Below are 21,646 nucleotides of genomic sequence, written 5' to 3' on the forward strand. Positions count from 1 at the left end.
CCGTTGGCTGGCGAATTCATCTACACCATGAAGAACGTGCGCAAAGCGCACGGTGACAAGGTCATTCTCGACAACGTCACGATGTCGTTCTACCCGGGCGCGAAGATCGGCGTCGTCGGTCCGAACGGCGCGGGTAAGTCGTCGATCCTCAAGATCATGGCCGGACTCGACCAGCCGAGCAACGGCGAGGCCTTCCTCGATCCGGACGCCACCGTCGGCATCCTTCTCCAGGAGCCGCCGCTCGACGAGGACAAGACCGTCAAAGAGAACGTCGAACAGGGCATGGGCGAGGTGATGGTCAAGCTCAAGCGTTACAACGAGGTCGCCGAGCTGATGGCCACCGACTACTCCGACGAGCTGATGGAGGAGATGGGCCAGCTGCAGGAGGCCCTCGACGCCGCCGACGCCTGGGATCTCGATTCCCAGCTCGAGCAGGCGATGGACGCGCTGCGCTGTCCGCCCGGCGACTCGCCGGTCACCCACCTCTCCGGGGGCGAGCGCCGCCGTGTCGCGCTGTGCAAGCTGCTGTTGAGCAAGCCCGACCTGCTGCTGCTCGACGAGCCCACCAACCACCTCGACGCCGAGTCGGTGCTGTGGCTGGAGCAGTTCCTCGCGAATTACCCCGGTGCCGTGCTCGCCGTGACGCACGACCGCTACTTCCTCGACCACGTCGCGCAGTGGATCTGCGAGGTCGACCGCGGCAAGCTGCATCCGTACGAGGGCAACTACTCGACCTACCTGGAGAAGAAGGCTGAGCGCCTGGAGGTCCAGGGCAAGAAGGATCAGAAGCTGCAGAAGCGACTGAAAGAGGAGCTGGCCTGGGTCCGTTCGGGCGCGAAGGCGCGGCAGACCAAGAACAAGGCGCGCCTGGCCCGCTACGAGGAGATGGCCGCGGAGGCCGAGAAGCACCGCAAGCTCGACTTCGAGGAGATCCAGATTCCGACGCCGCCCCGACTGGGCGACATCGTGGTCGAGGTCCACAACCTCGACAAGGGCTTCGATGGCCGGGTGCTGATCAAGGATCTGAGCTTCACGCTGCCGCGCAACGGCATCGTCGGCGTGATCGGCCCCAACGGTGTCGGTAAGACGACCCTGTTCAAGACCATCGTCGGGCTGGAGGAGCCGGATTCGGGCACGGTGAAGGTCGGCGACACGGTCAAGCTCTCCTACGTCGACCAGAACCGCGCCAACATCGACCCGAAGAAGTCGGTGTGGGAGGTCGTCTCCGACGGCCTGGACTACATCGAGGTGGGCCAGAACGAGATGCCGTCGCGCGCGTACGTCAGCGCGTTCGGCTTCAAGGGCGCCGACCAGCAGAAGCCGGCCGAAGTCCTCTCCGGAGGCGAGCGCAACCGACTGAATCTCGCGTTGACCCTCAAAGAGGGCGGCAATCTGATCCTGCTGGACGAGCCGACCAACGACCTCGACGTCGAGACGTTGTCGTCGCTGGAGAATGCGCTCGAGCAGTTCCCCGGCTGCGCCGTGGTCATCTCGCACGACCGCTGGTTCCTCGACCGCACCTGTACTCACATCCTGGCGTGGGAGGGCAACGTCGAAGAGGGCAAGTGGTTCTGGTTCGAGGGCAACTTCGAGGCCTACGAGGCCAACAAGGTCGAGCGGCTCGGGGCAGAGGCGGCGCGTCCGCACCGCGTCACGCACCGCAAGCTCACCCGCGACTGAACCACCGGCTATCCGAGCCGGGCGCGCAGGGTCCGGGCGAGGGCTCGGGCCGCGGCGCCCGGCGCGTTCCGCGTCACCAGCGACAGCGCGTTGGGTGCGGAGTCGGCCAGGCCGATAGCGGTCAAGCCCGCGTCGCTGTGAAGCATCGACGTCGAGAGAACGGCGACGCCGGCGCCGCGACGCGCCAGGGCGAGTGCGGTTTCGGGGGAGTGAACCTCCACGGCCGGACGACATTCGATTCCCGCTGCGGCGCAAGTCTTTTCCAGGGCGGAGCGAATTCCGGTTCCGGCCGGCAGGGTGATGACGTCGAACTCGGCGAGATCGTCGACGGTGATCGACGATCTGCTCGCGAGGGGATGTCCTGGCGCCGCGACGATGGCGAGCGGCTCGTCGACAAACGTGTACGCCTCCAGGCTGTCCGGGAGTGGGTCGGCGTGCGCCACCAGCGCGACGTCGAGATCGCCGGCGAGTAGTCCGTCGACGAGGTCCGCGGAGTTGCCCTCGACGGCCCGCACTTCGACCCCGGGATGCGCGGTGCGGAACTCGGCGAAGCCGGCGAGGTAGCCCGGGATGGTGCACCCGATGACCGTGCCGACACGGACCGCGCCGCGTGTGATGCCGGCGAGATCGTCGGCGACGGTACGGATGCGATCGACCGCCTCGAGCGCCCCCGAGATCGCCGTTAGCAGCGCAGCCCCTTCGGCAGTGGGAGTCGCCAGCCGGGGGTGCCGGTCGAACAGGCGGTGTCCAAGCTCGCGTTCGAGCTTCGCCACCTGCGCCGATACACCTGATTGACTGACGTGCAAGGCGGTGGCCGCCGCCGTGAAGGAACCCTGCCGTGCCACCTCGGCGGCGTAGCGCAGCTGATGCATTTCCATACGCACTAATGCTAGATGACATCGGAACTAGCTGTTGTACATATGGGTACTCCGGCCGGACGATGGACACATGACAACGACAACAGGCCCCACGATGACACCCCGCGAACTCCACGAGCGCTACTTCGCCTGCTGGGCCGCCGGCGACCCCGAGCCGCTGCGCGCGTACCTGGCACCCGACGTGACGTTCGACGGCGCGCTCGGCTCGACGCGCGGACCCGATGAATTCATCGACGGATTGGCCGGGATGTTCGCGGCGACAACGTCCAATGACGTCGAATTGCGGCTGGCCGACGACTCCGACGTCGTGACGTGGTCCACGCTGCGTATCGCCGACAAGGAACCCGTGCAGGTCGCCAATTGGACTCATGTCGTCGACGGCCGCATCGTCGCGGTTCGAGTCACCTTCGACCCGCGCCCGATCCTCGACGGCTGATCCGGCCCGGTTGCTCGGGCGTCGGTCGCACTGATCTCGTCGGTAACTCACTACCATCGGGTTGTGGCCGCGTCAGGGTTGGTTTCCGCCGATGTCCGAGCGGCGCTGCTCGCCACCGGCGCGCGGGTCGTCGAGAACGACCTGACCGATCTCGATGAGCAAGGCCGCCGCCGCCCCGATGGGGAACCGAAGATCGACGTCTCGGCGCGATCGGGCCAACTGACCGCGGTGGTCGTCAATGACGACATGCCGATGATCGTCGAGGCGGTGCTGGCCGCCGCCGACAGCGCCGGGGTGCGAGTCGAGTCCATCAACCATCCGGTTGTGTCGGTGAGCAGGGACGTCGACGGTGATCTGATCGCGATCGCGCCCCGCTCCGGTGCCGGCGACGAATCGTGGATCTGTCTGCGCGGGCGCACGACGGGAACGCCCGACGACGCGGAGGCCGGCACGGTGCTCCGCGATGCCATCATGACGTCGCTGGAACGCGTCGCCGCCGTCGATACGGACCGTGCTGCCATGATCACGGCACTCGGTCTGCTCGCCGACGAGTTCGACGACCCCGCAGTCCACGAGCCGGAGACAGCGGCATTGCTGCGCTGGCTGGCTGCGGGCAACTTCGTTCCGCTGGGCCAATGGGCCGGCAGCGAAGCCGAGGTGGACGTCCGCCGCGGGATCTGCCGTGCCGACACCGCCGACCGTGCCCAGATTCCCGCCGACCGTGCCCACAATCTCGCCGACCGTGCCCAGAATCTCGCCGACCGTGCCCAGGCGCCGATCCTCGCCCGGAGCTTCCTGCCGACCGGCGTCGTGCGCACCGACTTTCCGGTCGTGGTCAATCTCCGGACCGACGACGCGCTGCACTGTTTCGTCGGTCTGCTGAGCACGGCCGGTCTGAGTCAGTCCGTCCTCGACGTTCCCGTGGTGCGCCGAACCGTTAGCGAGGTATTCGACGACGCGGGCGTCGACGTGGACTCGTTCGTCGGCGAGGAGATGACGGCCTACCTGCAGGGATACCCGTTGGCGGAGCTGTTCGCGACGCCGAAGGACGAGTTAGACCGGCAGATGAGCGAGCTGGCCGACTCGTCGACGTCCACGACGCTGGATGTGTTCGTGCGGGTCAGCCCATCGACGCAGACCGCGGCCGCGCTCGTCTACCTGCCGCGCGAGCGCTACAACACCGCGACACGTCTGCGACTGCAGGAGGAGTTGGCCGCCGACCTCGGTGGATCCCAGGTGGAGTACACCGGGCACGTCGGCGAGGGTCCACGCGCGTTGCTCCACGTGCTGATGCGAATCGACCCCGATGATGTGGAGGCGGGCGCCTACGCCACCGGCGGAGCGCGTCGGCAAGCCCTGCAGGACCGTCTGGGCCGACTCATCCTGACGTGGGAGGAACGGCTCGCCGACCACGTCGCCGAGGGAGTCGACGCGGCCGACCTTCTCCGGTTCGCGTCGACCGTGCCTCTCGGCTATCAAGAGCTGCGCGATCCGGCGCGCGCGTACAGCGATCTCGTTCAGTGGCGATCCATGTCGCCTGGAGATGTGGCGGTTACCGCACCCGACGCCCACACCGTCGTGCTCTACCTGTGCGGCGGATCGGCGGATCTGACCGACCTTCTGCCGGTGTTCGACAGTCTCGGCGTTCGGGTGGCAGAGGAGCAGGCATTCCAGATCGAGCGGCCCGACGGTGTGACGTGCTGGGCCTACGAATTCGACGTCGACCTGCCCGCGAACGGATCCGACGATCCCGACGAGGCTCGCACGCAACGACTGATCGAGGCATTCGAGGCGATCTGGCGCGGCGACGCCGAGCTCGACGCCTTCAATGCCCTGGTGCTGAGTTCCGCCCTCACGTGGCGACAAGTGGTCGTGTTGCGCGTCTACCACCGGTATCTGCGTCAATGCGGATTCGCCTATCGGTCGGCCTATGTCGCCGAGGTTCTGGCCAAGCACCGCACGGTCACCGCTGCGTTGCTCGCGCTGTTCGAGGCGACCTTCGACCCCGACCGGGCCGACGACGAGCGCCGGGTATCGGCGGCCGACCGCCTCCACGCGGTGTCGGCCGAAGTGCTCAGTCTCGACGCGGACCGGGTGATCTCGGCGTTCCGGTCCGCGGTTCTCGCTACCCTCCGCACGAACGCGTATGTGACACATGACTATTCGCGCGATGTCCGGCGCGCACTGGTCTTGAAGCTCGCGCCGCCGCAGATCCCGTTGGCGCCGGCCCCGCGCCCCCGTTTCGAACTCTTCGTGTATTCGCCTCGCGTCGAGGGCGTCCACCTGCGGTTCGGCACGGTCGCGCGCGGCGGCCTGCGCTGGTCGGACCGGCGCGAGGACTACCGCACCGAGATTCTCGGGCTGGTGAAGGCGCAGTCGGTCAAGAACGCGGTCATCGTGCCGCTCGGCGCGAAGGGCGGCTTCGTCGTGAAAGAGGCGAGTGCCCCCGGCCGAGAGAGCGTGGTGGCGCGCTACCGCGAGTTCATCGCGGCGCTGCTCGACGTCACCGACAACGTCGATCCGACGACCGGCGACGTGCTCGCCCCTCCGCGCGTGGTGCGTCGCGACGGCGACGACCCGTATCTGGTGGTGGCCGCCGACAAAGGCACGGCGACCTTCTCCGACGACGCGAACGCGGTTGCCGCCGACTACGGTTTCTGGCTCGGCGACGCCTTCGCGTCCGGCGGTTCGGTGGGCTACGACCATAAAGCGATGGGCATCACCGCGCGGGGCGCCTGGATCTCGGTGCAGCGCCATTTCGCCGAGCAGGGCGTCGACCCCCAGCTCCACGACATTACCGTCGTCGGGATCGGCGACATGAGCGGTGACGTCTTCGGCAACGGCATGCTTCGGTCAGAACACATCCGTCTCGTCGGCGCCTTCGACCACCGCCACATCTTCCTCGACCCCGATCCCGATGCCGCCTCGTCCTTCGCCGAGCGGCAGCGGCTGTTCGAACTGCCCCGATCCTCGTGGGAGGACTACGACCGGTCCTTGATCAGTCCCGGTGGCGGTGTTTTCGGGCGTGACCGCAAGTCCATCCCGGTCACCGACGAGGTGCGTGCGGCGCTGGCGATCGACGACGGCATCACCGAGCTCTCGCCCCCCGAGCTGATCCGGGCCATCCTGCTGGCGCCCGTCGATCTGTTGTGGAACGGCGGGATCGGGACCTACGTCAAGGCCTCGACGCAGACGAACGCGGAGGTGGGCGACAAGGCGAATGACGCGGTGCGCGTCGATGCCAATCGGCTGCGGGTCACCGTGGTCGGCGAGGGCGGCAATCTTGGCGTCACCGAGCAGGGGCGCATCGAGGCCGACCTGCACGAGGTGGCGATCAACACCGACGCGCTGGACAACTCGGCCGGGGTCGACTGTTCCGATCACGAGGTCAACGTCAAGATCTTGCTGCAGGCGGCCGTAGCCTCCGGCGCGCTGGCCGCCAACGACCGAGCCGGACTACTCGCGTCGCTGACCGACGATGTCGCGGCCGCGGTCCTGGCCGACAATACCGCCCAGAACAACGAGCTCGGCTTCGAGCGGACGCAGGCCTCGCGCTACATCGACACGCATATGCGGATGCTCGACGACCTCGCGCAGCGCCGGCACATCGACCTCGCCCTCGAAGGTTTGCCGACTCCGGAGCAGCTACAGGCGCGTTTCGCGTCGACCGCGGCGGCCGGTCGTGCCCGTGCGCTGACCTCGCCGGAGCTAGCAACGCTGATGGCCCACGTGAAGCTGGGCCTCAAAGCGGACCTGCTGGAGTCCGACCTGCCCGACAACGACCTGTTCACCGGCCGGCTTCGCGACTACTTTCCATCGGCCGTGGTCGAACGGTTCCCCGAGGAACTCCACGGTCACCGCCTGCGGCGGGAGATCATCACGACGAGCATCGTCAACGACGTGGTCGACCTCGGCGGCCTGTCGCACGTGTTCCGCCTGGGTGAGGGCAGTGCGGCCGGGACGGTCGACGCGGTGCGCGCCTTCGTCGTCGTGACCGATGTGTTCGATCTGTTGCCGCTGTGGTTGCGCGCCGTGGCGTCGGCGGTACCAACGGCAGTCATCGACGACATGCTCTACTATTCCCGGCGCCTGCTGTTCCGGGCGTCGCGGTGGTTCCTCGCGACGCGTCCGCAGCCCCTCGCGCTCGCTGCGGAGGTGGCGCGCTACCGCGAGCGCGTTGCCGACCTTCGAGGCGAGTTGTACGGCTGGCTGGGAGCGGCGTCACGACACGACGTCGACGCGCGGTCGCGGCGGCTGGCCGAACACGGGGTGGAGCCCGGCCTGGCCCGTTCGGTGGCGCTGATCCTGCACAGCTTCGCCCTGCTCGACATCGTCGACGTCGCGGAGATCACCGACCGCGATCCCGAGGTCGTCGGACGCGTGTACTGGGCATTGTGCGAACGACTCGCCGTCGAACAGCTGCTGACGGCGGTTACCGAACTGAGCGCTCGAGACCGATGGCAGGTGATGGCGCGCCTGGCCATCCGTGACGACCTGCACGGTGTGCTGCGGACCCTGACGCAGACCATCCTCGCCCACGGCGATCCGGACGAGTCGCCGCAGGGGCAGATCGCCGACTGGGAGTTGCGCAACGCTGCTCGGCTGGCTCGCGTGCAGACCACCGTCGCGCAGGTGCGGGAGCTGGGCGAGGTCGACTTCGCTTCGCTATCCGTGGCGGCCCGTGCGCTGCGCAGCATCGCCGTCTAGCCGCCGATCGTGCCCACATTCCCGCCGACCGTGCCCAGAATTTCGCCGAGCGTGCCCAGTGCGACAATGGCCACGGAACGAGTGAGTCGAAACGAGAGGCATGCGCGATGGCGATTCCCGAGGAGGGAACCAGGACCGACCGGGGCTACGTGGTCAAGGTTCCGGTGCGATGGTCGGACATGGACGTGTTCCAGCACATCAACCACGCGCGCATGGTGACTCTTCTCGAAGAGGCGAGGATCCCGTGGTTGTTCTACGACGAGCGGCCGACCGCCCAGTTGCGCGAAGGTTGCGTCGTCGTCGACCTGCATGTGAAGTACCAGGGCCAGCTTCGGCACGACCAGTCGCCGATCGAGGTCACGATGTTCGTCGAGAAGTTGCGGTCCGTCGACTTCGTCGTCGGGTACGAGGTGCGTCCGGCCGGGGCGGATCCCGAGTCCAAGCCCTCGGTCGTCGCGACGACGCACCTGGCGTCATTCAGCATCGACTCCCAACGGCCGCGGCGGATGACCGACGAGGAGAAGGACTACCTGCGCGAGTTCCTTCGCGAGGCGTGAGATGGGCGACAGGGAGCTGACCCTCGCCTCGGCGTCGGATGCCGCCGATGTCGCTGCCTTCACCGCGCGCCTGCTGCGGCTGGACGAGGCGGCCGTAGTGCGGCTGCAGCAACGCGACGACGGGCTCGTGGGTCTATGGGGCACAACGGGATTCGAAGTGCTGGCGACTCGGGCGGTATTCGGATCGCTCACGCCGGGTGACGTCGTGTGCGATGCCCGCACGCTCGGCGGCGCGGCCGGGTCGGGCGCGCTGAGTATTGATCCGGGCTTCGCGCTCGACAGTGCGTGGCGCGGCGCTCTGCCGCCGCAGTCGGGTTACCGTCAGGTCGACGACGTGCCGCTGCGCACCATCGTCGATCTGGCCCAGCGCGGTGCCGCGCTGGCCAAAGAACCGATCGGCGGGCACGGTCCGGCGACGTCGCTGCTCGACCAGGTGGTTCTCGAGGTTGCCGATCATTCCGGCGATACCTCCGTCGGAGTCGCGCTCCGGTCGTTGTTCGCGCTGACCGGAATGGGATTCGCCCGCGACCGCAACGGGCGCGCGATCAGCGAGTCATCGACGTTGGACGACATCGACGACGACGAGCCGGTGCGCGTCCGGGCCAGTGGCACGTGGATTCGGCTCGATGCCCGCTTCGGTGCCGTCTACCAGCGTCGCGGCGATCAGTTCGCCGTGACGGTCCTCTAGTGGATTCCACCGCCGGACCGGCTCCAGTCGATCAGTTCGAGGTATCGGTCGGCGGTCCAACACACCAGGCGCCCCTTGGGGTCTTTCACGCGCTTGAGGATCCCGGCGTCGGCCAGTCCGGTGAGCGCCCGGTGTGCTGCTGCCGGCGAGCCGCCGAACCGCGCGGTGGCCAGTTCCGCGGTCAGCTCCGGATTCGCGGCGAGACCGGAGAGGATCTTCAGGATCAGTGAGTCGGCACGAGGCGCAGCAGGCGAGGTGCCGAGTTCGCGACGGTGATCGACCACCTCGGCCAGGCAACGCTGGTCCAGTTCGGCGATCTGGGCAGCGAGTCGGATGGCGTCGCCTGCTGCGACCTCCGCGGCATGCGCGAACCCGATAACCCACTCGTCGAGATCGCCTTCGCGGAATGCGGTCAGTCCCGCGATGTAGCTGTCGGGATCGGCGGCGAAGACCCCGCTGATCGGAATCAGCGTGTTACGCACCGCGTCGGCGCGACGCAGGATCGGATGAATCAGTGCCCGGCCGGTCCGGCCGTTGCCGTCGATGAACGGGTGGATCGTCTCGAACTGGGCGTGGGCGATCGCCGCCCGGACCACCGGATTGCCCGACGTCGCACTGGCGAAGCCGGTCACGTCGTCGACCAGGCGACGCACCTCGGTCTCTGGCGGCGGGACGAAGTCGGCCCGCAACGGACTCCATCCCGGACCTCCGACCCAGTTCTGCTCGGTCCGCAGCCCGGCGGGGAGACGGGGTTCGATGACGTGCTGGAGGTGCTCGATGTCCGCGGTGACGATGGGGCGTCCCGGGTCGGACAATCCGATGATGGCCTCTTCGGTTGCGCGCACATTCGCCACGACATCCAGCGCGGTCCGACTGCCCTGGTTCAGCACTTCGGCAACGGCCAGCCGCTTGGGGCTGATGCGGTTGCCCTCGATCCACGACGACGAGATGCTCTCCGAGCGCACCAGCAGGTGGTTGAGATAGCCCCCGACACCGATCCGTTCGTCGGCGCGCGCCAGAACGGCGAGTGCGTCGGCCGCCGCGTCGGCTGCCCGGATGCCGAGCGCGGGCAGTTCCCGGCCGAGTTCGTCGGGGACGAACGCCCGATATCGGCCCGGCTGGCGGTCGCGGCGGGACAGGCCGCCGGTATCGGCCGGTTGCCAGGACCGTTCAACGTAGGTGACCATGGCGCACCTCCTATTTCTACTTTATCGCATTTAAGTGAGAAATAGGATTTCAGGACAGTTTGCCGGCGTCAGCGGTGCGCCACCAGCCATGCCGCAGAGTCGCCCGGCAACCGACCGTCGACGAGCGGCTTGCTGACCAGCAGCACTTCGCCCGGCGGCAGGGACACGGGATCGGTACCCGTGTTGAGGGCGCAGACCAGGTGCCCCTCCGCTCGCCGGAAAGCTAGACAGCCCTTGGGGGCGCCGTACCACTCGATGGTGTCACCGCGGAATTCCCGCCGGTGGTAGCGCAGTTCGATGGCCCGCCGGTAGAGGGCGAGGGTCGAGTACACGTCCTCGAGCTGCTTCTCGACGGTCAGATCGGCCCAGTCGGACGGCATCGGTAACCACGTGTCCGGGTTGCTGCTGAACCCGAAGGGCGGGGCGTCGCCCTCCCACGGGATCGGGATGCGGCATCCGTCCCGGCCGCGCGCGGTCCGACCGGAGCGCTCCCAGACGGGATCCTGCAGTGCTTCGTCGGGAAGATCGACGTTGGGCAAACCCAGCTCGGCGCCGTTGTAGATGAAGGTCGTGCCCGGCAGGGCGAGTGCGACGAGCAGCATCGCGCGTGCCCGGTCGACGCCCGTAGCGATACCGGCGGGGGAGTCGTCCGGAGCGTAGCGGGTGACCTCCCGGAACACGTCGTGGTTGGACAGCGCCCAGGTCGGGGGTGCGCCGACGGCGGCGACGGCGGTCAGCGAGTTCTCGATCGCACCACGGATCTCGTCGACGGTGAACGCGGCCATGGCCAGTCGGAAGTTGAATCCGAGGTGCAGTTCGTCGGGACGGAGATAGGCGGAGAACTGTGCGTTGTCGTCGACCCAGATCTCGCCAACGGTGAAGGCACCGGGGTATTCGTCGACGACGGCACGGATCCGACGGTGAATCGGATGGACCTGAGGGTTGTTGAACCGCGGGTCGGCGTCGGTGTGCCGCAGGACCTGCGCGGCGTCGAGATCCATATCCGGCAGGCCGGGCGCCTTGGCCAAACCGTGGGCCACATCGATCCGGAATCCGTCCACGCCGCGGTCGAGCCAGAAGCGCAGCGTCCGTTCGAGATCCTCGACGACCTCGGGGTTCTCGAAGTTCAGATCGGGCTGCTCGGGCGCGAACAGGTGCAGGTACCACTGTCCGGGTGTCCCGTCGGGCTCCGTGATACGCGACCATGCGGGTCCGCCGAACACGCTCACCCAGTTGTTGGGCGGCTGCGAGCCGTCGGCGCCGCGACCGTCGCGGAACAGATACCTCGAACGCTCGGGACTGCCCGGAGCGGCCGATAGCGCCTCGATGAACCACGGGTGCTCGACGCTGGTGTGGTTGGGCACCAGATCCATCGCCACGCGGATATCGCGGGCGTGAGCCTCGGTGACCAGGCGGTCGAAGGTGGCGATGTCCCCGAACATCGGGTCGATAGCGCGAGGATCCGACACGTCGTAGCCGTGGTCGGCCATCGGGGAGCGCATCACCGGCGACAGCCAGATCGCGTCGACGCCGAGTAGTTCGAGATGGCCGATCTTGTTGATGATCCCGCCCAGATCGCCGACCCCGTCGCCGTCGGAGTCGGCGAAGGACCTCGGATAGATCTGGTAGACGACGGCGTGGCGCCACCAGTCCAGATCGTCGGGGGCCAGCTGAGTGTTGGGCCGGGTCGTCGACGCGCGGGTGGAACGAACGATGTTCGGTGTGGGGCTGGCAGCAGCCGACCGCACGACATTGCGCGTCTGGCTCATCGTTACAGCGGATCCCTTCGGTTAGAACGCGGCGTTCACCAGCGAGTTCGCTGCCATGTTCAGGTAATCGAGCAGCGCCTTGCGATGATTGTCGTCGAGCACGTCGGAGGGAATGTCTGCGACGGCCGTTTCCATGCAGCGTAGCCACGCGTCTCGTTCGATGGGCCCGATGTGGTACGGGACGTGACGCATTCGCAACCGTGGATGGCCGCGTTCGTCGGAGTAGGCGTGCGGGCCGCCCCAATACTGTTCGAGAAACATGCGCAGACGCCGTTCCGCCGGGCCGAGGTCTTCCTCGGGGTACATCGGGCGCAATACCTCGTCGCGCGCGACCTCCTCGTAGAACCGTCTGGTGATCGCCTCGAAGGTGGCGTGGCCACCCACTTCGTCATAGAAACTGGGCACGCGTCCATTGTCCACGTTCCCCGTCGCCACGCTCTGGTCGGGCGGCGTTCACCCGTTGTACCTGCGGCGACACGCGACAATTGGTGTGCGAGAACGCTCGGTCCATGGTTGTCTGGTCTCTGTGATCGGTATCTCTTGGCAACGGCAGCGGGTGCTGCTGTTGAACGCCACCTACGAGCCGCTCACCGTCGTCTCGACGCGAAGGGCCATCGTCCTGACGATCACCGGCCGCGCCGAGACCGTGCACGAGGATGAGGACCACGCGATCGCGCACTCCGAGCAGCTCGCGGTTCCCGTGCCGTCGGTGATCCGGTTGCGCCACTTCGTGCGCGTGCCGTATCGCGCGCAGATCCCGATGACGCGGGCGGCACTCATGCGTCGAGATGCGTCGCGCTGCGTCTACTGCGGTTCACGCGCGACGACGATCGACCACGTGGTGCCGCGCAGCCGCGGCGGCCAGAACACCTGGGACAACTGCGTGGCGTGCTGCGCGCCGTGCAATCGGCGGAAGGCCGACCGGATGCTCCACGAACTGGGGTGGTCGCTGAATCGTCAGCCGGTGGCTCCGAAGGGCCGACACTGGCGGTTGCTCGCGACCGTCTCCGACATCGATCCGGTGTGGGAGCAGTACCTGGCGGCTTGACCTTGGGTCCGGCGCGGGAATCAAGACGTCTGCTGGCGATCCGATCGGGTGATGAGCAGTGCGACGACGAGCCATGCTGTCGAGATGGCGAGAAAGACGAAGTCGACGACTCCGACCCAGTAGGGGTCGGCCTGACCGATGTCCCACAGGTGGTTGAGCGTGTGCATCCCGAACCGGGCGGCCGTGAACACGAGGGCTGCCGTTCGCCATGAGTGCCACCGCAGCGCCCCCAGCAATAGGACCGCGTTGGCGAGCTCGAAGGTGGCCGCGTCCCGGATGTAGTGGTCGTTGCGTCCGCCGAACGGCCCGACCAGTTCGAAGAAGCTCCCGGGCGAGATGATCTGCCAGGCGCCGAGAACGGCGCAGTAGACGCCGAACACCCACAGCACGGTCGGGACAAGGACGCTTCTGGCGGTGGTTCTCATCGTCATGTCGCCAAGTACACCGCACATCGGCTCGCCAAGGCATCCGTCCCGGGGAGGAGATCAGCCCGATGGCGGCGCAAGGTGTCGTCGCAGAAAGGCGATCTGGTGCTCCGCGCAGCGGTCGAACCAGTTGGTTCCGTCGACGTCCGCGAACACGTCGAAATGATCGCACGGGTAGTGCCGTACTTCGGCCCGGGCGGCGAACGCCGCTTTCGCGGCCGACTGCGGTGGCGCGCCCTGGTCGAGGTCGGCGATCTGGACGAGCATCGGAGCCGTGATCTGGCCGGCGTACTTCGCCGGCCGGTAGGACGCGAGCTCGGTTCCGATGGTGGCGTCGACCTCGTTGCGCCAGGATGGCCCGGCCATTGCCGTGGCCGCCTCGAAATAGCCCGCGGCGGTGAGCGCGCCGAACTCGCCGGGTCGGGCGACGATGGGAATCGTCGCGGGTTCCTTTCCCGCGAGCTGCCGGGCCGAACTGCGCCAACCGGTCGCCGTCGAGCGCAGCAGACTCCTAGCGGAATGGTGGGGAAGGGCGTGCCTGGCCGCGGCGAGCCCGTTGACCATCGGGACGAGGGCGATCACCGCGACCACGTCGTTGCGACTCGCCGCCACCTCGAACACGTGGCCGCCGGACTGCGAGACGCCCCACAGCACAATCGATCTCGGGTCGGCGCCGGGCTGTCGTGCGGCGGCTTCGCAGGCCGCGTGGTAGTCGGCGATCTGGTTCCTCATCGAAACCCGTTGCCGGGGCTGGCCTTCCGATTCGCCGAAGCACCGGTAGTCGAACGCGAACACGGCGAACCCGGCTGCCTGCAGTGCTCTCGCGTACGGGTCGAGACCGGAATCCTTCGTCCCTCCGATCCCGTGACCCATGACGACGACGGGGCCGGGCCCGCCATCGACCGGATACCACCATGCTGCGCACTTCACGCCTCCGCTGACGAACGCGACGTCGGCCCGTTCGCCCTCCGCCGCCGCCGAATCGTCGCGTTGCCCGGTTTGTGACGGGCTCACGCGGTCGCCTCCACGCCAGGCGCCGTGCCAGCGACGCCGGCCCACGCCGGCGGACCGTGCTGTCTCGCGCGCGCTCGACCGTCGGGAATCTCCTTGGTTCGCATGTTGTGTTCGTAGAGGAAGTAGTCGAGTTGCTGGGTGTGACGCGGCCGGTCGAGCATGTGCCCCGTGTACAGCTCCATGTCCTCGACGATCACCCGGCGCATCTCGTCGATCGAGGGGAGTCGGTAGTTGCCGGCCGCGTAGGCCCCGATGAGGCGGGCCTGCGCCTCCACGAACGGAAACAGCGTCGGCGTGGCCTGGGCGAAGCCGTGGAACACCAGATCGTCGATGCCGGGGTAGAACATCCGCTTGTACAGGTCGATGCGATTGTCCGGGGCCGAGATGAACTGCTCGTCGAAGAACGGGAAGGTGATGTTGTAGCCGGTGGCGTAGATGATGATGTCGAACTCGTCGGACGTGCCGTCGTCGAAGTGCACGGTGTCGCCGTCGAGCCGGCTGATGTTCGGTTTGGGGATCACGTCGCCCGACCCGAGGCGCAGCGGCAGGTCGATCGACTGCGTCGGGTGGGCCTCGAAGAACTTGTGGTTGGGCGTAGGCAGCCCGAACTTCTCCGGTCGTCCGGCCATCGGGATCATCATCTGCAGGAACTTGCGCTGCCACTTGAGCGGGATGTGCGGTGAGGTTCGGTAGAACTTGTCCGCCGGAGTGCCGCCGTAGTACTTCGGCACGATCCACGCGCCCGAGCGCGTCGAGAGCGTGAGGGTGTTCTGCAGGGCTTTGGACGACAGCTCGACGGCGATGTCGGCCGCGCTGTTGCCCAATCCGACGACGAGGATGCGCTTGCCGGTGAAGTCGTGCGGCGTCGTGATGTCGATGTAGTGGTGCGCGTGCATCTCGATGCCGTCGAACTCGCCGGGAAAGTCCGGATAGCGGGGATCCCAGTGGTGGCCGTTGGCGACGACGAGGAGGTCGAAGCGGCGTCTGCCGGTCTTCTCGGTGTCGAGTTCCCAGCCGCCCCCGGGCAGTCGCTGCGCGTGAACGACGCCGTTGCGGAACTCGATGTTGTCCTTGAGGTCGAAGGCGTGCGCATAGTCCTCGAGGTACTGCTTGATCTGCGTGTGGTGCGGGAAGTCGGGGTAGTCCTCCGGCATCGGAAAATCCCGGAAGGACAGTTGGTGCTTGGACGTGTCGATGTGCAACGACCGGTACGCGCTGGAGTGCCCGTTCGGATTTCCGAACGCCCAGTTGCCGCCGATGCGGTCCGAGGATTCGAACACCGTCTGCTCGATGTCGTAGTCGGTGAGCATCTTCGACGAGGTCAGGCCGCTGATCCCGGCGCCGATCACCGCCACGGTAGGTGTACCCATGCGCCGAGAGTACACAGATTCAAGATTGTGTCTACCCGCTTGCCGGAAAGTGGGCGGGCATCCGAAGTGATGCCGCCATGTAAACCAGGTACGAAAACCATGTATGCAAGGTCGTCAAAACCCTATTCTGCCAACAGGGTTGATGCGTGCCCGCCTCACCTGTCGAACGTGCGCTAGCCAAGCGCCTCGGCGTGGAAGTCCAACGGCGGCGTATCGAATCGAAGCTCAGCCAAGAGCAATTGGCCAACGCGGTGGGGATCAGCAAGAACCACCTGCAACTGCTGGAAAGCGGATTGAGCGACCGGAAGAAGGGCACACCGGCGAACCCTCGGCTGGGCACGCTCATCGCACTCGGTCGCGAGCTGGGGGTCGACGTCACTGATTTGCTTCGCGCGGCGCGTTCGGCATCCTGAGCCGAGCCGTCTAGCCTGACGCCATGACCCGCACCGACGCCGAGACGACACGTGCGCGGTTGCTCGACGTCGCCGACGAGTTGCTCGCGGCCAAAGGCATCCGGGCGACCACGATGAGCACCGTCGCGGAACGGGCGGCGGTTTCACGTGCGTGGCTGTACCGGCTCTTCCCCGATAAGAACGCCCTCGTTGGCGCCTCCTTGATCCGCATGGTCGAGACGAGCTGGGAGCGAAACCACGCTGAACTCGCCGCGATCGACGGCTTCGAGAACCGGTTGGTGGCGGGAGTGCAGATCGGCCGGCGCGCCTACGACGATCCCGGCGCCACCCTGATGCGACTGCGAACGGCCGAACCCGAGGAGTTCGCGGCCGCGATCGGAGTGGGTGTCGCCGGGCTGGTCCCCGACCTCGCGGCCTTCTGGCGCCGCTATCTCGTGGCTGCTGTCGACGACGGGGAGATCCACCCCGACACGGATATCGACGAGGCCGCCGAATGGGTGGCCCGGGTGCTAATCAGCCTTGGAAGCATTCCGGGCAACCGCATCGACGCCGACGACCCCGAGTCGGTTCGGCGACATTTCCGGCGCTATGTTCTCCCCGCGCTACGGTCGCGGCCCGCGCACTGATAAATTCAAGCCACAGCCAACCGAACAGAGAGGGCAGACGTGGAGAGCCTCATCGTCCCCATCGGGATTCCGGTAGTCGTCCTGGTGGTCATTTCGGTGCTCCTGTGCGTGCTCGCGATGGTGTACCTGACGTTCTTCGGCGTGACCAAGTACAAGGACACCGAGTACTACACGCTCGATCAGCCCTGGGAGCACGAACCGATTCTCTTCTCCGCCACCGAGGTGCCGAATATGGCGCTGCCGGCGCACGCGGAGGAGTCCGATACCGCAGGAGGTGCCGCTCATGGCAAGTGGTGATCAGGTAGTGCCGGCGAGCCCGGTCGGCGATCTGCCCGTGGGCACCGTGGTGACCAACAGCGGGCGCGTGTCGGCGGTCCGGTTCCCCGACGCGGAGGTGCCGGGTTTCCCGTTCACCCCGGACCAGCTGATGACCCTGGACGAGGCGCTCAAGGACTGCTCCGAGAGTGCGCGCGTGCGCTTCTCGGTCTACCTCGGCGACCTCGGATCGGACCCGGTCGCGAGCGCCCGCGAGGTGCTGCTCAAGGCCCCCGAGCCGGCCCACGGCACGCTGATCGCGGTCTCGCCGAACTCGAAGGACATCGCGATCGTCTCCGGCAGCGCCGTCGCAGGCCGTGTCAACGACCGCGTCGCCGCCCTAGGAGTCACCGCCGCGGCCGGCTCGTTCCGCCGTGGCGACCTGATCGACGGCCTGGTCTCGGCACTGCGCGTGATGGCCACCGCCGCGGTCGCGCCGTAACCGCATCGAACCGCAACAGAAGACGCCCCCGGATGAGGGGGCGTCTTCTGTCGTTCAGGTCCTAGTGTTCGCGGTTGTGCCGGCCTGACTCAGCTCGAACGGGATCTCGCCCCGCAACACGCGGTCGGCCCGGTCGGTGTCGAGGGTCTGCGTCCACTTGCCGATCAACAGCGTGCCGACCGCGTTGCCGCTGAAGTTGGTCAGGGCCCGCGCCTCCGACATGAACCGGTCGACGCCGACGACCACCGCGACACCGTCGAGCAGGTCGGGACGATGTGCCTGGAGGCCGCCGGCGAGCGTCGCCAAACCCGCTCCGGTCACGCCGGCCGCACCCTTGGACGCGATGATCATGAACAGCAACAGACCCAGTTGCTCGCCGAAGGACATCGGGTCCCCGGCGGCGTCGGCGACGAAGAGCGACGCCATCGTCAGGTAGATGGCCGTGCCGTCGAGGTTGAAGGAGTATCCCGTCGGCACCACGATCCCGACGGTGGAGGTGTTGACCCCCATGTGCTCCATCTTCGCGATCAGCGAGGGGAGTGCGGGTTCGGAGGAGGACGTCGCGACGATCAGCAGGTATTCGCGGGCCAGATACCGGGCGAGCCGGAACACCGAGAACCCGGTGACGAAGCGCAACAGTAGGCCTAGTACGACGAACACGAACACGATGCACGTCGCATAGAAGGCGAGGACGAAGACGGCGAGTTCGCGCACCGCCGACCACCCGGTCTGGGAGACGACTCCGGCGATCGCGCCGAAGGCACCGATCGGGGCCGTCCACAGCACCATGGCCAGCACCTTGAAGACCAGTTTCTGGAAATAGCTGACGGCGGTCAGGATCGGCTCGCCGTCCTTGCCGAGCGCCTGGATCGCGAAACCGACGAGAAGGGCGACGAACAGCGCTTGCAGCACCTGTCCCGACGTCAAGGCGGAAACCAGCGTGTCCGGGATGATCCCCTGCAAGAAGTCGATGGTGCCGCCCGACTCGTGGGCTTTGTCCGCCAGCTCGGCGCCCTTGCCCGGATCCGGCTTGAAATCCAGTCCGGTTCCCGGCTTCAGCAGGTTTCCGACCAGCAGGCCGATGGCGAGTGCGGCCGTCGACATCGCCAAGAAGTAAACGAAAGCCAAGCCGCCGACCTTGCCGACGGTGGCCGCTTTGCGGACCGATCCGATGCCGATCACGATCGTGCAGAAGATCACCGGGGCGATCATCATCTTGATCAGACTGACGAACATCGAGCCGAGGAAGGCCACTTCTTTCCCGAATGCCGGCGCGAGCAACCCGACCGCGATCCCGGCGAACACACCGATGATGACCAGGATGTAAAGCCAATGCGTGCGATTGCGCGGCGGCTTGGACGGAGTCGGCGGCAAGTGCTCGATGTCGGTGGCCATTGGTCTCCTGGGCTTCGAGTAGTCCGGGGCCGACCACTGGGGCCGACGCGTGTGAAGCTACTGCGATCCGCGGTCGAACCGCTGCGCTCGCAGCGCCCGGGCGACGCTGTCGCGGCCCTCGAGGATGAGCCGCCGCAGCGCCGGCGGGTGCTCCTCGTCGAGGAAGGCATCCGCACGGGCGAGTCCATCGTCGCTGATGTCCCAGCCAGGGTAGAGCCCGACGACCACGGTTTGGGCGACTTCGCTCGAACGTCGTGCCCAGACGTCGGCGACCGTCGCGAAGTACTGGTCGGCGTAGGGCGCGAGCAGTTCCGCCTGTCCCGGGCGGACGAACCCCTCGGCGATGGACCGCACGGTGATGTTGGGCAACGAGTCGTCGGTCATCGCGGCAGTCCATGCTGCGGCCTTAGCCTCCGCGGTGGGCCGTGCGGCGCGGGCCGCCTCCGCGTTGCGGCGACCGGCGGCAGTCGAGTCGCGCTCCAACTCCGCGTCGATCTCGGTCGCGTCGACGGCCCCCGCGGTGGCCAGCGCCTTCACGATCCGCCACCGGAGGTCGGTGTCGACGGCCAGGCCGGCTAGGCCGTGCGACGCGGGATCGTCCCCGTCGAGCAGACCGCGCAGCAACGCCTTCTGATCGTCGGCGATCACCCCGGTCAGCAGCGTGTTGAGGAAGCCGAGCTGATGGTCGGAGCCGGGTTCGGCGGTCCTCGCCAACTCCAGCAGCCGCGCCGCGAAGGACGGCCAGCCCTGGGTTCTCGCCCACTCCGGATCGGCGTACGAGTCGAGCGCCGTGGTCGCCTGCAGCAGCACGCGCTGCACGACACCGATCTCTGACTCCTCGGCGATCCCGCGTGACACGAGGTCCACGAAGTCGCGCGCGGTCATCTCGGCCTGGCGGGTCATCTCCCAGGCCGCCGACCAGATCAGCGTGCGAGGCATCGGATCGGCGATGTCACCGATGCGGTCGATCGCCACCCGCAGCGACGCCGGGTCCAGCCGGATGGACGCGTAGGTGAGGTCGTCGTCGTTGAGCAGGACCAGTTCACCCGCATCGACGCCCACCAAGTCGCCGACGTCGGTGCGCGGGCCTTCGACGTCGAGTTCCACCACGGACCGGCGCACCAGCTTGCCGCGCTCGTCGGAGCCGTAGACGCCGACCTTCATCCGGTGCACGCGGGTCTCGCCCGCGCCGGGTGCCGCCCCTTCCTGCACGACGGTGAAGCGGGTGAACTTGCCGTCGGCGATCTCGAAGTCGGGACGCATGACGTTCAGGCCGGTCGTCTTCAGCCACTGGGCACCCCAGTCCGACAGGTCCCGGCCCGAGGAGCGCTCCAACGCGGCCAGCAGGTCGTCGAAGGTGGCGTTGGCGAACTTGTGGGCGGCGAAATAGTCGCGCAGCCCGGCCAGGAACGGCTCCAGCCCCACATAGGCGACGAGCTGCTTGAGCACCGACGCGCCCTTGGCGTAGGTGATGCCGTCGAAGTTGACCTCCACGGCGGCGATGTCGGGGATGTCGGCCGCGACGGGATGCGTCGAGGGCAACTGGTCCTGGCGGTACGCCCACGACTTCTCGACGTTGGCGAAGGTGGTCCACGCCCCGGTGTACTCGGTCGCCTCGGCCTGGCAGAGTACCGACGCGAATGTCGCGAAGGACTCATTGAGCCACAGGTCGTCCCACCAGCGCATGGTGACCAGGTCGCCGAACCACATGTGGGCCATCTCGTGCAGCACGGTCTCCGCGCGGCGCTCGTACAGGTAGTTGGTGACACGCGAGCGGAAGACGTAGTCCTCCAGGAAGGTCACCGCGCCGGCGTTCTCCATGGCCCCAGCGTTGAACTCGGGGACGAACAATTGGTCGTACTTGCCGAAGGCGTAGGGGATCCCGAAGTTGCGGTGGTAGAACGCGAATCCCTGCTTCGTCTCGGCGAACAGCCGGTCGGCGTCCATGTGCTCGGCGAGTGACTCGCGGCAGAACAGCCCGAGGTCGATGGTGCCGTGCTCGTCGGTGTAGGCGTCCGTCCACCGGTGGTACGGCCCGGCGATCAGGGCGACGAGGTAGGTGCTCAGCAGGGGAGTCGCGGCGAAGGTATGGGTGGCGCTGCCGTCGGCGTTGTCGGTCACCGTCGCCGTCGCGCCGTTCGACACGACCTGCCAGCCGGCCGGCGCGGTGACGGTGACGTCGAAGACGGCCTTCACGTCCGGCTGGTCGAAGCAGGCGAACATCCGCTTGGCGTCGGCGGTCTCGAACTGCGAGTAGAGGTACACCGCGTCGTCGGTGGGGTCGACGAATCGGTGCAATCCTTCGCCGGTGTTGGAGTAGGCGCAATCGGCGACGACGGCGAGTTCGTTGTGCTCGGCAAGGCCGGGCAGGGCGAGGCCGACCTCCTCGTCGTATCCGTCGACGTCGAGCTGCGTGCCGTTCAGCGTCGCCGAGATCAGTTGTGGCGCAACAAGGTCGATGAACGTCTCCGACCCCGGGCGAGCGCCGAACGTGATCGTCGTCGTCGAGCGGAAGGTCTGCTCGCCGGGTTTGCCGGAACCGTCGGTGAGGTCGAGGTCGATCCGGTAGGCGACGTCGGTCAGAACATCGCGGCGAGCGGCGGCTTGGTCACGGGTGAGGTTCGGCGCAGTCACGCGTTACAGACTAACGACGATGGCAAGAGCAGCACCTGGTGCGTGCTGTTCGGCGGGGGAGT

The 21,646-nt window shown here is 67.2% G+C and carries 19 protein-coding genes; 10 read left to right on the forward strand and 9 right to left on the reverse strand.

The annotated features are described in order from the left end of the window. Positions 1–3: 3 nt before the first annotated feature. Positions 4–1,680: an energy-dependent translational throttle protein EttA gene (gene ettA / locus GOARA_RS07175; protein WP_007321671.1), complete on the forward strand. Its 1,677-nt coding sequence runs from the start codon at positions 4–6 to the stop codon at positions 1,678–1,680. Between the two features lie 8 nt (positions 1,681–1,688). Here ettA and GOARA_RS07180 read toward each other — a convergent pair whose 3' ends face one another. After that, a complete protein-coding gene (locus GOARA_RS07180) occupies positions 1,689–2,558 on the reverse strand; it encodes a LysR family transcriptional regulator (protein WP_007321672.1) in 870 nt (289 codons plus the stop codon). A 70-nt stretch (positions 2,559–2,628) separates the two neighbouring features. On the opposite strand from GOARA_RS07180, the gene GOARA_RS07185 reads away from it, so the two are divergent. The 4 genes from GOARA_RS07185 to GOARA_RS07200 all read left to right on the forward strand — a co-directional run bounded on the left by GOARA_RS07185 (position 2,629) and on the right by GOARA_RS07200 (position 8,946). Then, positions 2,629–2,994, forward strand: coding sequence for a nuclear transport factor 2 family protein (locus tag GOARA_RS07185; protein ID WP_040522118.1), 366 nt, complete (start codon positions 2,629–2,631; stop codon positions 2,992–2,994). 63 nt (positions 2,995–3,057) lie between these two features. After that, positions 3,058–7,701 carry an NAD-glutamate dehydrogenase gene (locus GOARA_RS07190; protein ID WP_007321674.1) on the forward strand — a complete coding sequence of 1,548 codons (4,644 nt, stop codon included), beginning with the start codon at positions 3,058–3,060 and terminating at the stop codon, positions 7,699–7,701. 107 nt (positions 7,702–7,808) lie between these two features. Then, positions 7,809–8,258: an acyl-CoA thioesterase gene (locus GOARA_RS07195; protein ID WP_007321675.1), complete on the forward strand. Its 450-nt coding sequence runs from the start codon at positions 7,809–7,811 to the stop codon at positions 8,256–8,258. 1 nt (position 8,259) lies between these two features. After that, positions 8,260–8,946, forward strand: a complete 687-nt coding sequence (locus GOARA_RS07200) for a DUF8185 domain-containing protein (RefSeq protein ID WP_007321676.1) — start codon at positions 8,260–8,262, stop codon at positions 8,944–8,946. On the opposite strand, the gene GOARA_RS07205 is transcribed toward GOARA_RS07200, so the two are convergent. From GOARA_RS07205 to GOARA_RS07215, 3 genes are all read right to left on the reverse strand, one after another. Beyond that, the gene (locus tag GOARA_RS07205) at positions 8,943–10,133 is read right to left on the reverse strand and encodes a Fic family protein (RefSeq protein ID WP_007321677.1); all 1,191 of its coding nucleotides are present in this window, start codon (positions 10,131–10,133) and stop codon (positions 8,943–8,945) included. The genes GOARA_RS07200 and GOARA_RS07205 overlap by 4 nt on opposite strands. Before the next feature lie 68 nt (positions 10,134–10,201). Further along, positions 10,202–11,902, reverse strand: a complete 1,701-nt coding sequence (locus GOARA_RS07210; protein ID WP_007321678.1) for a glycoside hydrolase family 13 protein — start codon at positions 11,900–11,902, stop codon at positions 10,202–10,204. Between the two features lie 21 nt (positions 11,903–11,923). Then, the gene (locus tag GOARA_RS07215; protein ID WP_007321679.1) at positions 11,924–12,307 is read right to left on the reverse strand and encodes a globin; all 384 of its coding nucleotides are present in this window, start codon (positions 12,305–12,307) and stop codon (positions 11,924–11,926) included. An 85-nt stretch (positions 12,308–12,392) separates the two neighbouring features. Here GOARA_RS07215 and GOARA_RS07220 point away from each other — a divergent pair, with 85 nt between their 5' ends. Then, positions 12,393–12,950, forward strand: coding sequence for an HNH endonuclease (locus tag GOARA_RS07220; protein ID WP_245548379.1), 558 nt, complete (start codon positions 12,393–12,395; stop codon positions 12,948–12,950). Positions 12,951–12,970: 20 nt separating this feature from the next. On the opposite strand, the gene GOARA_RS07225 is transcribed toward GOARA_RS07220, so the two are convergent. Genes GOARA_RS07225 through GOARA_RS07235 form a run of 3 tightly spaced genes read right to left on the reverse strand, consistent with a single transcriptional unit; the run spans position 12,971 to position 15,759 of the window. After that, positions 12,971–13,381 carry a hypothetical protein gene (locus GOARA_RS07225; RefSeq protein WP_138947586.1) on the reverse strand — a complete coding sequence of 137 codons (411 nt, stop codon included), beginning with the start codon at positions 13,379–13,381 and terminating at the stop codon, positions 12,971–12,973. A gap of 54 nt (positions 13,382–13,435) precedes the next feature. Then, positions 13,436–14,389: an alpha/beta hydrolase gene (locus GOARA_RS07230; protein WP_007321682.1), complete on the reverse strand. Its 954-nt coding sequence runs from the start codon at positions 14,387–14,389 to the stop codon at positions 13,436–13,438. After that, a complete protein-coding gene (locus tag GOARA_RS07235) occupies positions 14,386–15,759 on the reverse strand; it encodes a flavin-containing monooxygenase (RefSeq protein ID WP_040522120.1) in 1,374 nt (457 codons plus the stop codon). Before GOARA_RS07235 ends, GOARA_RS07230 begins: the two co-directional genes overlap by 4 nt. Positions 15,760–15,905: 146 nt before the next feature. Between GOARA_RS07235 and GOARA_RS07240 the strand changes: the two genes are divergently transcribed. Genes GOARA_RS07240 through GOARA_RS07255 form a run of 4 tightly spaced genes read left to right on the forward strand, consistent with a single transcriptional unit; the run spans position 15,906 to position 17,555 of the window. Then, positions 15,906–16,172, forward strand: coding sequence for a helix-turn-helix domain-containing protein (locus tag GOARA_RS07240; RefSeq protein WP_007321684.1), 267 nt, complete (start codon positions 15,906–15,908; stop codon positions 16,170–16,172). Positions 16,173–16,195: 23 nt separating this feature from the next. Continuing rightward, positions 16,196–16,798: a TetR/AcrR family transcriptional regulator gene (locus GOARA_RS07245; protein WP_007321685.1), complete on the forward strand. Its 603-nt coding sequence runs from the start codon at positions 16,196–16,198 to the stop codon at positions 16,796–16,798. Positions 16,799–16,837: 39 nt separating this feature from the next. Then, the gene (ctaJ, locus tag GOARA_RS07250) at positions 16,838–17,095 is read left to right on the forward strand and encodes an aa3-type cytochrome oxidase subunit CtaJ (protein ID WP_007321686.1); all 258 of its coding nucleotides are present in this window, start codon (positions 16,838–16,840) and stop codon (positions 17,093–17,095) included. Next, positions 17,082–17,555, forward strand: coding sequence for a DUF5130 family protein (locus GOARA_RS07255; protein ID WP_040522123.1), 474 nt, complete (start codon positions 17,082–17,084; stop codon positions 17,553–17,555). The genes ctaJ and GOARA_RS07255 overlap by 14 nt, the downstream gene beginning before the upstream one ends. Positions 17,556–17,609: 54 nt before the next feature. Here the strand turns inward: GOARA_RS07255 and GOARA_RS07260 are convergent, their stop codons facing one another. Together GOARA_RS07260 and pepN are read right to left on the reverse strand one after the other, a co-directional pair. Next, positions 17,610–18,950, reverse strand: a complete 1,341-nt coding sequence (locus GOARA_RS07260) for a C4-dicarboxylate transporter DctA (protein WP_007321688.1) — start codon at positions 18,948–18,950, stop codon at positions 17,610–17,612. A 57-nt stretch (positions 18,951–19,007) separates the two neighbouring features. Beyond that, entirely contained in the window at positions 19,008–21,584 is a 2,577-nt protein-coding gene (gene pepN / locus GOARA_RS07265) for an aminopeptidase N (protein ID WP_007321689.1), read from the reverse strand. Between the last annotated feature and the right edge of the window lie 62 nt (positions 21,585–21,646).

The organism is Gordonia araii NBRC 100433 (genome assembly GCF_000241265.1).
Classification (GTDB): Bacteria; Actinomycetota; Actinomycetes; order Mycobacteriales; family Mycobacteriaceae; genus Gordonia; species Gordonia araii.